The following is an 11642-nucleotide window of genomic DNA, read 5'->3' as shown; positions in this document are numbered from 1 at the left end:
CGTCGGCGACGGCGGTCCGGGCGGGGACCTCGGGACATAACCTAGCGCGGGTCAGCGCCCGAGGAGCTTCTCGAACCCCGGCGGGAGCTGGAGGTCGTCGGGCGCCGTCGGCGGCTGCTGCGCACCACCACCGACGCCGAAGGACGAGCCCGAGGGCGCGGTGGTGCGGGGCAGCTCCCCCGCGGCGCGCGCGGCGGCCTCGCGCTCCTGGGCCGCACGCTTCGCCGGGTTGCCCGACTTGCCGCGCACCTTGCGCTGCGGCGCCTGCTTGCCGCGGGACTTCTTGCCGCCCATGCCCGGCAGGTTCCCCATGCCGGGCATCCCCGGCACGCCGCCGCCCTTGCCCATCTGACGCATCATCTTCTGCGCGCCGGCGAACCGCTCCAGGAGCTGGTTGACGTCCGCGGTCGTGCGGCCGGAGCCTCGGGCGATGCGGGCGCGGCGCGACCCGTTGATGATCTTGGGGTTCTCCCGCTCCGCGGGCGTCATCGACCGGATGATCGCCTCGATGCGGTCGACCTCGCGCTCGTCGAAGTTGTCGAGGGCCTCGCGCATCTGCCCCATGCCCGGCAGCATGCCCAGCATCTTCTTCATCGAGCCCATGTTCTTCATCTGCTGCATCTGCACCAGGAAGTCCGCGAGCGTGAAGTCCTGCCCGGAGGCGACCTTCTCCGCCATCTGGGCGGCCTGCTCGGCGTCGAACGCCTTCTCGGCCTGCTCGATGAGGGTGAGGACGTCGCCCATGTCGAGGATGCGCGACGCCATCCTGTCGGGGTGGAACGCCTCGAAGTCGGTGAGCTTCTCGCCCGTGGAGGCGAAGAGGATCGGGCGGCCCGTGACGCGGGCGACCGACAGCGCGGCACCACCGCGCGCGTCGCCGTCGAGCTTCGTGAGCACGACGCCCGTGAAGTCGACGCCCTCCTCGAACGCCTTGGCCGTCGCGACCGCGTCCTGGCCGATCATCGCGTCGATGACGAAGAGGATCTCGTCCGGGTCCACCGCGTCGCGGATGTCCGCCGCCTGCTGCATGAGCACCGCGTCGAGGCCGAGGCGGCCCGCGGTGTCGACGATCAGCACGTCGTGCTGACGCTGGCGCGCGGCCTCCAGGCCGTCGCGCGCCACGGCGACCGGGTCGCCGATGACGTCGTCGACCTCGGCACCGCTCTGGTTGCCCGGGTGCGGCGCGAACACCGGCACGCCCGCGCGCTCGGCGACCACGGTGAGCTGGGTGACGGCGTTCGGGCGCTGGAGGTCGGCCGCGACGAGCAGCGGCGTGTGGCCCTGCTCGCGCAGGTGCAGCGCGAGCTTGCCCGCCAGCGTGGTCTTACCCGCACCCTGCAGACCGGCGAGCATGACGACCGTCGGGGCGGTCTTCGCGAACCGCAGCCCCCGGCTCTCGCCGCCGAGGATCGCCACGAGCTCCTCGTTGACGATCTTGACGACCTGCTGCGCGGGGTTGAGCGCCCCCGAGACCTCCGCCGACAGGGCGCGGTCGCGGACCGTCCCCGTGAACTCCCGCACCACGGGCACGGCGACGTCGGCGTCGAGCAGGGCGCGACGGATCTCCCGGATCGTCGCGTCGATGTCCGCCTCCGACAGCCGACCCTTTGAACGCAGGTTCTTGAAGGTCGAGGTCAGTCGGTCCGACAGCGTGTTGAACACCGCGTCATCCTCATCAGTCGCCGGTCGTCTCGGGCGAGCGCGCCACCGCCTCGTGCCACCCGACCCGGGGGCACGACGGCGCGCGTCCGCGAGGGACCAGCCTACCCGGCGGCGTCCGCCCGACCGTCCGCGTCCGGCGCGGTGGCCGCGCCGCGCAGCACGCGCAGCGCCTCGCCCACGAGATCGTCGACGAGCCGGGCCCGCCACGCCGTCCACGCGCTCGGCCCGAGCGACGCGGAGTCGGCCTCCGTCAGCGCGCGCAGCACCTCGAGCAGGTCCGCCCGGTGGTCGACGGCCTCCACCAGCTCCGCGACCGTCGCCGGGTCGTCCGGGTCCTCGGTGACGGCGAGCCGGGAGAGGGTGAGGTGGTGGCGCACGAGCAGCGCGACGTCGGCCACGACGTCCGGCTCGAAGCCCATCCGCCCGAGGATCACCGGCACGAGACGCGCACCCTCCGTCGAGTGGTCGGCCGCGCCCGCGCGCTTGCCGATGTCGTGCAGGACGGCGGCCAGGACGAGCAGGTCGCCGCGCTCGACCTCCTTGCGGTCCCGCGCCGCGCGCGCCACCACCTCGACGAGGTGCCGGTCGACGGTGTGCCGGTGCACCGCCGCACGCTGAGGACGGTTGCGCACCCCCGCCCACTCGGGGATCCACGTGGTGACGACGCCCGCGAGGTCGAGCGCCTCCCACACCGCCACCTGCGCCTGGCCCGAGCCGAGGAGGGCGAGGAACGAAGCCCGCGCCGGGCGGGGCCACGGCTCCGGCAGGGGCGGGCACTGCGCGAGGCTCGCGACCGTCACCGGCGACAGGACCAGCCCGGTGCGCGCGGCCGTGGCCGCCGCCCGGAGGGACAGCAGGGGGTCCGACGCCGGGTGGGCGTCGACCGCGAGGACGAGCTCGCCGTCGTGCTCGACGAGACCGTCGCCGACGGACCGCAGCCGCGGCGCCGCCCGGCGCCCCCGGATGAGGACCGGCCGGCGCGAGACCGACGGGCGCTGCAGGGCCTGGCGCGCGCGGCGCACCGTGGTGTCGAGCGCGTACGACACCTCGCGCCCGGCCTCCGCGAGGCTGGCGAGGAGCTCGTCCGGGTCGTCGAACCCCGACAGGTCGGCGACCTCGTCGAGGTCCGCGAGCAGGAGCCGGCTCGTGTGCCTGCCCGTGACGACCTGCAGCGTGTCCCGCACGTCGAGCAGGTGGGCGTACGCCCGGTCCACGGCGCCGTGCGGCCGGTCGGTGAGCCAGGTCGCGGCGAGGGCCGACAGCACGACGGCGTCGCGGATCCCGCCGCGCGCCTCCTTGAGGTCGGGCTCGATGAGGTAGGCGAGCTCGCCGGACCGCTCCGCGCGCTCGCGCGTCGAGGACAGGAGCTCGGGCAGGCGCCGGCGCGACGCCGAGCGCCAGTCGGTGAGGACGGCGGACGACGCGCGGTGCACGACCAGCGCGTCGCCCGCGACGGCACGCACGTCGAGCCAGCCGACGGCGGCCGGGACGTCCTTCGACGCCACCTGCCGGCACTGCGACAGGGAGCGCACCGCGTGGTCGAGATCGACACCGGCGTCCCAGAGCGGGTACCAGAGGCGCTCCGCGACGCGGGCGACCTCGTCCGGCGTGTGGCTGCGCCCGTCGTGCACGAGGACGAGGTCGAGGTCGCTCGCGGGACCCATGTCCCCCCGCCCCAGGCTCCCGACCGCGGCGAGCGCGATCCCGTCCGGGGCGACGTCGTCGGTCGCGTCCTTCCACAGCGCGGCGAGGGACGCGGTCACGAGGTCGACGACGGCCGCGCGCCGTGCGACACCGCTGCGGCCGCGACCGCTCCTGGACCGGGCGAGCTCGAGCGTGCGAGCGCGGAGGTCCCGCCCCCCGGCGGGGGGCGGGACCACCGGGCCGGGCTCCGCCGCCGATCCCCCTGCGACCCCGCCCGTGGTCGGGGTGTCGGCGTTGTCGGTCATCCGTGGATCCGGCTCCTCACAGGGCGCCGGGGCCGTGCTCGCCCGTGCGCACCCGGGCCACGTCCTCGACGGGGACCGTCCAGACCTTGCCGTCGCCGATCTTGCCGGTCTGCGCCGCCTTCACGACGACCTCCGTGACCGTGGCGGCGTCGGCGTCGTCCACGAGCACCTCGATGCGGACCTTGGGGACCAGGTCGACCGTGTACTCGGCACCGCGGTAGACCTCGGTGTGGCCCTTCTGCCGGCCGTAGCCGCTGGCCTCGCTGACCGTCATGCCCCGGACGCCCGCGGCCTCGAGGGCCGACTTCACGTCGTCGAGACGGTGCGGCTGGATGATTCCCGTGACGAGCTTCATGCCCGCACCTCCCTGATGACGCTGCCCTGCTGGATGGTCTCGTACGCCGTCTCGCCGTGCACCGCGAGGTCGATGCCGCCGACCTCCGCGTCCTCGCTGACCCGCCAGCCGATCGTCACCTTGAGGATGAGGCCGATGACGAGCGTGGTGATCGCGGAGAAGACGATCGCCACGAGCGCGATGAGCACCTGGATCACGAGCTGCTGCGCACCGCCGCCGAAGAAGAGGCCGGTGTCCGCGGCGAGGAAGCCGATCGCGACCGTACCCCACAGGCCGGAGACGAGGTGGACCCCGACGACGTCGAGCGAGTCGTCGTAGCCGAGCTTGTACTTGAGGCCGACCGCGACGGCGGACAGCGCACCGGCGACGAGGCCGAGCACGATCGACGTGACCGGGTTGAGCGCGCCGGCGGCCGGGGTGATCGCAACCAGACCGGCGACGACGCCCGAGGCGGCACCGAGCGACGTGGCGTGCCCGTCACGGATCTTCTCCGTGAGGAGCCAGCCGAGGATGCCTGCGGCCGTCGCGGAGGTGGTGTTGACCCAGGCGAGCCCGGCGGTCTCGTTCGCGCCGAACGCGGAGCCCGCGTTGAAACCGAACCAGCCGAACCACAGGAGCGCCGCGCCGAGCATGACGAACGGCAGGTTGTGCGGGCGCATCGGCTCGCTGCCGAAGCCCTTGCGCTTGCCGATGAGGAGCGCCAGCACGAGGGCCGCGACACCGGCGTTGATGTGGACCACGGTGCCGCCGGCGAAGTCGATCGGCGCCACGGTGGCCGCGCCGTCCGTGACCCCGAACACCATCGCCGCCAGGCCGTTCTCGTTGCCCGAGAGGAAGCCGCCGCCCCAGACCATGTGGGCGAGCGGGAAGTACGTGACCGTGACCCAGATCGCGGTGAACGCGAGCCAGGTGCCGAACTTGGCGCGGTCGGCGATCGCACCCGAGATGAGCGCGACCGTGATGATCGCGAACGTCACCTGGAAGGCGATGTCGACGACGTTCGGATAGTTGCCCAGCGTGCTGACGACGGCGTTGCCGTCAGCGTCCGTGATCGCGTCCTGGAGGCCGAACTGGACGAACGGGTTCGCGAAGAGCCCGCCGCTCCCGGCCTCGCCGTAGGACATCGACCAGCCCCACAGCACGTACACGACGCCGACCACGGCCATGGCCCCGAACGACATCATCATCATGTTCAGCACGGACTTGGCGCGGACCATGCCGCCGTAGAAGAACGCCAGTCCGGGCGTCATCAGGAGCACGAGGGATGCTGAGGTCAGCATCCACGCGGTTGCCCCGGTGTCCCACTCCATCGGATCATCTCCCCTCGCCAGCCGGGCGGCCGGTCGGGGACTACGGTGGTGGGGCCGGGTTTCGACCGCGCTGTCGTCGTGTTACGCGGGTGTGACATGCGGCGACCGGAGGTAAACGTTCCGTTTCGGGCCCGGCTCGGGCACCCGCGGCGTCCACATCGCGACACGACCGTGATCGCGTCGTGACACGACCGTGACCTCGTCGGGCGCCGGGCGCGAACCGCGGGAACGGTGACCCGTCAGGGGCCCAGGAGGCCGTCGACGAACTGCTCGGGGTCGAACGGCGCGAGGTCGTCGGGCCCCTCCCCCAGGCCGACGAGCTTCACGGGCACGCCGAGCTCGCGCTGCACGGCGACGACGATGCCGCCGCGCGCCGTGCCGTCGAGCTTCGTGAGGACGATGCCGGTCACGCCCGCGACCTCGCCGAAGACGCGCGCCTGGTTGAGCCCGTTCTGCCCGGTCGTCGCGTCGAGGACGAGCAGCACCTCCGACAGCGGCGCCTCCTTCGTGATGACGCGCCGGATCTTGCCGAGCTCGTCCATGAGCCCCGCCTTGTTCTGCAGGCGCCCCGCGGTGTCCACGAGGACGACGTCCGCGTGCTCGGCACGACCGCGCCGCACCGCGTCGAACGCGACGGCCGCCGGGTCCGCGCCGTCCCGGTCCGCGCGGACCGTCGGCACGCCGACGCGCGAGCCCCACGTCTGGAGCTGGTCCGCGGCCGCGGCGCGGAACGTGTCGGCCGCACCGAGGACGACGCTGCGCTCCTCGGCGACGAGCACGCGCGCCAGCTTGCCGACCGTCGTCGTCTTGCCCGTCCCGTTGACGCCGACCACGAGGACGACGGCCGGGACCGGACCGCCCTCGTCCGCGCCCGACGGCGAGGTGGCGAGCGAGCGGTCGAGGTCCGGGCCGACGAGCGCCACGAGCTCCTCGCGCAGCAGCGCACGCACGCTCTCCGCGTCACGGACGCCGAGCACCCGCACCCGCGTACGCAGGGACTCGATGAGCTCGCCGGCCGGCCCCGCCCCCACGTCGGCGAGCAGCAGGGTCTCCTCCAGCTCGTCCCAGTCGTCCTCGGTCAGGTGGTCGCGCGACAGAACCGACAGCAGGCGCGCCCCCAGGGGCGACCCGGAGCGGGCCAGACGCTCGCGCAGGCGGACGAGGCGTCCGCCGACGGGCTCGGGGCGGTCGAGCGCCGGCGCGGGCTCGACGGTCGGGGGGGCCTCGCCCTCGACGCCGGCCTCCGTCCCCACCGGGGCGACCTCCGACGGCGCGGGCTCCCCCGCGACGTCGTCCACCTCCGCCGTGCCGGCCGGGGGGAGCCCGCCCGGTCCGCGGCGCCGCCGCACGACCAGGGTGCCCCCGGTGACGAGCCCGACGAGCAGCAGGGCGCCGAGGAGGATCCAGAGCAGGAGAGCGGAGTCGTTCACGGCGGAAGTCTCTCAGACGACGCCGCGACAGCGCCGCCCAAGGAGGCGGGCGTCGGCGGGTCGACGATCGTCAGGCGGTGGCGCTCGCGTCGGACGCCGACGGTGCGCTCTCCGGGTCCGGGTCCGGGTCGGCGGCGTCCGGCGAACCGGCCGTCCGGCGGTCGCCGTGCAGGTGCAGGCGCTCGCCGTACCCGTGGAGCGGCCGGGTCGCCCGCTCGCGCGCGCGGTGCAGGACGTCGGTGAGCTCCTCGGCGTCGACGTAGGCGTTGGAGCTGACCTGTGTCGCGGTGAAGAACTCGTCCATGCTCGACTCCACCGCCCGCGGGGCGCGGACCGTGCCGACGTACCGCCCCTCGACCCGGCGCCGGCGCACGGGCCGCAGGCCCGAACGGAAGGCACGCCAGAACGCGGCCATGCCCTGCTCGTCGCCCGGCACGGACTCGGCCCGGGCGACGACGCTCGCGAAGAGGAACACGACCGCAGCGACGCCGAGCGTGATCCCCAGCCACACGAACATCCACACCATGGTGACCAGTATCCGGAGCGCACGCCCCTGGGCGAGCCCAGTCGCGGCGCGTCGCCGGACGCGCACCACATCTTCACAAGCCGCAGGATTTCAACGATCCTGGACGCCCGTCCGCCTCGGCGGGGCGAACCCGGCGAAGCGGAGGAGAACGGACGTCAGGCTGGCTGCTGCGCCACGTCGCGCAACCGCTGGCTGATGACGGTCGTCACGCCGTCCCCACGCATCGTCACCCCGTAGAGCGCGTCCGCGATCTCCATGGTCCGCTTCTGGTGCGTGATGACGATGAGCTGGGAGTCCTCCTGCAGCTCGCGGAAGATCTCGAGCAGGCGGCCCAGGTTGACGTCGTCGAGCGCCGCCTCGACCTCGTCCATGACGTAGAACGGCGACGGCCGCGCCTTGAAGATCGCGACGAGCAGCGCTACCGCCGTGAGCGACCGCTCGCCGCCCGAGAGCAGCGACAGCCGCTTGACCTTCTTGCCCGCGGGGCGCGCCTCCACCTCGATGCCCGACGTGAGGAGGTCGTCCGGGTCCGTGAGGACGAGACGCCCCTCCCCACCGGGGAACATCCGCGCGAAGACCCGTTCGAACTGCGCGGCGGTGTCCCGGTACGCGTCGGCGAAGACCCGCTCCACGCGCTCGTCGATCTCGCGGACGATCTCGAGCAGGTCGGCACGGGACTTCTTGAGGTCGGCGAGCTGGTCGGCGAGGAAGCGGTGGCGCTCCTCCAGCGCGGCGAACTCCTCCAGCGCGAGGGGGTTGACCCGGCCGAGCCGGGCCAGGTCGCGCTCCGCCGCGCGCAGCCTCTTCTCCTGGGCCGCGCGGTCGTACGGCACGGTGGCCGCGTCGTCGTCCAGCGCGTCGTCCCCCGTGCCGGTCCCCGCGCCGGCCACCGGGACGGGCACGTGCGGCCCGAACTCCTCCACGAGCGCCGACGGGTCCAGACCCAGCTCCTCGACGCTGCGCGCCTGGAGCTGCTCGACCCGCAGCTGCTGCTGCGCCCGCGCGACCTCGTCGCGGTGCGCCACGTCGGTCAGCTCGCGCAGCCGCCCCGTGAGCACGTCCACGGCACCGCGCGCCGCGGTGACCTCCGCGTCCCGCGCGGCACGGGCCTCCTGCGCGGCGTCGCGCTCGGTCCCCGCGCGCGCCCACGAGCGGTCGAGGACGACGAGCGCCCGGTCGGCACCGTCCCGCACCGCGCCCGCCCGCTCCGCCTGGCGGACGCGCGCCGCCTCCCGGCGGGCCGCACGCTCGCGCGCCTCACGCTCCGCCGCCGCTGCGCGCGCCAGCGCCTGAGCCCTCCCCGCGACGGCACGCGAGCGCTCCTCGCCCGTCCGCAGCGCGAGCCGCGCCTCGGTCTCGCGAGCCCGCGCCGCGGTCGCCGTGGCCGCGCGTCGGTCACGCTCCGCGACGGCGTCCGCGGCGGCCTCCTCCGACTGCTCGGGGGTCTCCTGCGCGGCGTCGAGCCGTTCCGTCAGCTCCACGAGCTGCGCGCGGGCATCGTCCAGGCCCTCGGAGGCGCGGGCGAGGGTGGCGCGCACGCGGTCAGCCTCCGCGGCGGCGGACCGCGCGGTCGCGCCGAGGTGGCCGAGCTGCTCGGCGACCGCCGCGAGCCGCGCGTCGGACTCGTTGAGCCGGTCGAGCGTGTCGTCGTACCGGGCCCGGGCAGCGACCTGCTCCTCGCGGGCCCCGACGAGGGCGAAGCGGGCTCGCTCCGCCCGGCCCGACGCGTCGCCGTGCGCGGTGCGGGCCTCGTCGAGCGCGGACTGCAGGTGCAGGACGCTCGGCGCCGAGGCGGAGCCGCCCCACGCCCGGTCCGGTCCCAGCAGGTCCCCGCCGCGGGTGACCGCGACCAGCGCGCGCTCCGCGACGACGACCCGCGCCGCGGACAGGTCGTCGACGACGACCACCCCGGCGAGGAGGCCGTGCACCGCCGCACCCACGCCCCCGCTCGCGGTGACGACGTCGACCGCCCACCGCGCGCCGTCGGGCAGACCGCCGCCGTCGTGGTCGCCCTCCGTGACGGCCGCCCCGGCGACGAGGAGCCCGGCGCGCCCCGCGTCCTGGGTCCGCAGGTGCCGCAGCGCGTCGACGGCCGCGTCGACGGACTCGACGGCGACCGCGTCCGCCGCGGACCCGAGCGCCGCCGCGATCGCGTCCTCGTAGCCGGGCTCGATGCCGAGCAGCGCCGCCAGGGAGCCGAGCACGCCCACCTGGTCCGACGCGAGGAGCGCACCCGCGCCGTCCTTGCGGTCGAGGCTCAGCTCGAGCGCCTCGATCCGCGCGCTCCACGTCGCGCGCTCCTGGTCGGCCGTGGTGGCCTCCGCCTGCAGGGACTCGACCCGCGCGGTGGTGCGCTCGACGTCGTCCGCCGCGGCCTCGTGCTCGGCGTCGAGACCTTCCTCCCCCTCCTCGACGCCGACGACCTGGGTCTCGAGGACCGCGAACTCGGTCCCCGCCTGCGTCCCGCGCCGCTCCGCCTCCGCGAGCGACTCCTGGAGCCGGCCGATCTCCGCCTCCGCGGCCTCCACCCGGGAACGCTGCGCGGCGACCTGCCCCGCCAGGCGTGCCAGGCCCTCGCGCCGGTCCGCCGCGGCCCTCAGCAGCGTCGCGACGGCGCGCTCCGCCTCCGCCGCGCCCGCCTCCGCCTCCTCGCGCTCGGCGACCGCCGCGGCGAGGGCCTCGCGCGCACGATCCGCGTCCGCCTCCAGCTCCGCCTCCGTCGCGCGGACACGCTCGGCCTGCCGGTCGAGGTCGTCCGGGTCCTGCCCGCGTGACGAGGGCTCCGGCCGCCCGAGGAGCCGCAGGCGCTCCTCGGCGAGCGTCCGCGTCCCGCGCAGGCGGTCGCGCAGCGAGGACAGGCGGTAGAAGACGTCGGTCGCGGCCGCGAGCTCCGGGGCCGCCGCCGCGGCGGCGCGCTCGCTCCCGGCCAGCCGCTCCCGCGCGGCGGCGAGGTCCTGCTCGACCCGGCCCTGCTCCGCGCGCAGCGCCGCCTCGTCGGCGGCCTCCTGCTCGAGCGTCGCGGTGAGCTGCGCGAGGTCGTCCGCGAGCAGTCGTGCCCGCGCGTCGCGCACGTCGGCCTGGATCGTCGCCGCCTTCCGGGCGACCTCGGCCTGGCGACCCAGCGGACCGAGCTGGCGGCGCACCTCCGCGGTGAGGTCGGCCAGACGCGTGAGGTTGGCCTGCATCGCGTCGAGCTTGCGCAGCGCCTTCTCCTTGCGCTTGCGGTGCTTGAGGACGCCCGCGGCCTCCTCGACGAACCCGCGGCGGTCCTCCGGCGTGGCGCGGAGCACGGCGTCGAGCTGGCCCTGCCCCACGATGACGTGCATCTCACGACCCAGGCCGGAGTCGGAGAGCAGGTCCTGGATGTCGAGCAGCCTGCACGGGGACCCGTTGATCGCGTACTCGGACCCGCCGCTGCGGAACAGGGTCCGCGAGATCGTCACCTCGGTGTAGTCGATCGGCAGCGCACCGTCGGTGTTGTCGATGGTCAGCGCCACCTCGGCGCGACCCAGCGGCGGCCGCCCCGCCGTCCCGGCGAAGATGACGTCCTCCATCTTGCCGCCGCGCAGCGTCTTCGCGCCCTGCTCCCCCATCACCCAGGCGAGCGCGTCGACGACGTTGGACTTGCCCGAGCCGTTCGGCCCGACGACGCACGTCACCCCGGGCTCGAAGCTCAGCGTCGTCGCGGAGGCGAACGACTTGAAGCCCCGCAGCGTCAGCGTCTTGAGGTGCACGCCCCGAGCCTAGACCGGCCTCCCCACGATCCCGCGCACCCTCGGCGGGGCGGCCAGGACCGGACCGCCACACCCGGGTGCGTCGAACCTCGGGTCGTTCGGCAGAACGGACGTGCCGTGCCGAGCAACCCGGGGTTCGACGACCGGCGCAGGCGGAGCGACGAGGACGGCGGCCGGGAGGGTCAGCCCAGCTCGGGGAACCAGAGCGCGATCTCGCGGGCGGCGGACTCGGGCGAGTCGGAGCCGTGCACGAGGTTCTGCTGGACCTTCAGCCCCCAGTCGCGGCCGAGGTCGCCGCGGATCGTGCCGGGCGCGGCGTCGGTGGGGTTGGTCGCGCCCGCGAGCGAGCGGAACCCGGGGATGACGCCCTGGCCCTCGGCGACGACCGCGAGGATCGGGCCGGAGAGCATGAAGTCGACGAGCGGCTGGTAGAACGGCTTGCCCTCGTGCTCCGCGTAGTGCGCGGCGAGCAGCTCGGGCGTGGCGTCGAGGAGACGGACCCCGGCGAGCGTGTAGCCCTTCGTCTCGATGCGGCGCAGGACCTCTCCGGAGAGGCCGCGGCGCACGCCGTCGGGCTTGACGAGGACGAGGGTCCGCTCGATCGTTTCGGTGACTGCGGGTGCGACGTCGGTCATGGCGGCGAGCCTACCGGGCGTGCGACCCCGTCCCGGACGGC

At 74.8% G+C, this 11642-nt stretch carries 8 protein-coding genes; all 8 read right to left on the bottom strand.

Features of this window, described 5'->3' with window-relative positions; all coding sequences use genetic code 11:
- Positions 1 to 51 precede the first annotated feature (51 nt).
- A complete protein-coding gene (gene ffh / locus LGQ04_RS14095; protein ID WP_229244576.1) occupies positions 52 to 1662 on the bottom strand; it encodes a signal recognition particle protein in 1611 nt (536 codons plus the stop codon).
- Between the two features lie 101 nt (positions 1663 to 1763).
- Positions 1764 to 3611: a [protein-PII] uridylyltransferase gene (locus tag LGQ04_RS14090; protein WP_229244575.1), complete on the bottom strand. Its 1848-nt coding sequence runs from the start codon at positions 3609 to 3611 to the stop codon at positions 1764 to 1766.
- Between the two features lie 16 nt (positions 3612 to 3627).
- Positions 3628 to 3966, bottom strand: coding sequence for a P-II family nitrogen regulator (locus LGQ04_RS14085; RefSeq protein WP_229244574.1), 339 nt, complete (start codon positions 3964 to 3966; stop codon positions 3628 to 3630).
- Positions 3963 to 5276 (bottom strand): ammonium transporter, encoded by a 1314-nt coding sequence (locus LGQ04_RS14080; protein WP_229244573.1) that lies wholly within the window; start codon positions 5274 to 5276, stop codon positions 3963 to 3965. Before LGQ04_RS14080 ends, LGQ04_RS14085 begins: the two co-directional genes overlap by 4 nt.
- Before the next feature lie 239 nt (positions 5277 to 5515).
- The gene (ftsY, locus tag LGQ04_RS14075; protein ID WP_229244572.1) at positions 5516 to 6706 is read right to left on the bottom strand and encodes a signal recognition particle-docking protein FtsY; all 1191 of its coding nucleotides are present in this window, start codon (positions 6704 to 6706) and stop codon (positions 5516 to 5518) included.
- 70 nt (positions 6707 to 6776) lie between these two features.
- A complete protein-coding gene (locus LGQ04_RS14070) occupies positions 6777 to 7232 on the bottom strand; it encodes a hypothetical protein (RefSeq protein WP_229244571.1) in 456 nt (151 codons plus the stop codon).
- Between the two features lie 155 nt (positions 7233 to 7387).
- Positions 7388 to 10966 carry a chromosome segregation protein SMC gene (smc, locus tag LGQ04_RS14065; protein ID WP_229244570.1) on the bottom strand — a complete coding sequence of 1193 codons (3579 nt, stop codon included), beginning with the start codon at positions 10964 to 10966 and terminating at the stop codon, positions 7388 to 7390.
- A gap of 182 nt (positions 10967 to 11148) precedes the next feature.
- A complete protein-coding gene (gene ndk, locus LGQ04_RS14060; RefSeq protein ID WP_229244569.1) occupies positions 11149 to 11601 on the bottom strand; it encodes a nucleoside-diphosphate kinase in 453 nt (150 codons plus the stop codon).
- Positions 11602 to 11642: the final 41 nt, after the last annotated feature.

It is taken from the genome of Cellulosimicrobium marinum, assembly GCF_020551945.1.
Taxonomy (GTDB): Bacteria; Actinomycetota; Actinomycetes; order Actinomycetales; family Cellulomonadaceae; genus Cellulosimicrobium; species Cellulosimicrobium marinum.
Note: the sequence above shows the minus strand (reverse complement) of the source record. Positions and strands in the feature narration are given on the sequence as shown.

What these genes read in the sequence shown, in the direction of transcription:
- LGQ04_RS14090 (WP_229244575.1), bottom strand. Translation starts at nt 3,611, where the DNA reads ATGACCGACAACGCCGACACCCCGACCACGGGCGGGGTCGCAGGGGGA.
- LGQ04_RS14085 (WP_229244574.1), bottom strand. Translation starts at nt 3,966, where the DNA reads ATGAAGCTCGTCACGGGAATCATCCAGCCGCACCGTCTCGACGACGTG.
- LGQ04_RS14080 (WP_229244573.1), bottom strand. Translation starts at nt 5,276, where the DNA reads ATGGAGTGGGACACCGGGGCAACCGCGTGGATGCTGACCTCAGCATCC.
- LGQ04_RS14070 (WP_229244571.1), bottom strand. Translation starts at nt 7,232, where the DNA reads ATGGTGTGGATGTTCGTGTGGCTGGGGATCACGCTCGGCGTCGCTGCG.
- ndk (WP_229244569.1), bottom strand. Translation starts at nt 11,601, where the DNA reads ATGACCGACGTCGCACCCGCAGTCACCGAAACGATCGAGCGGACCCTC.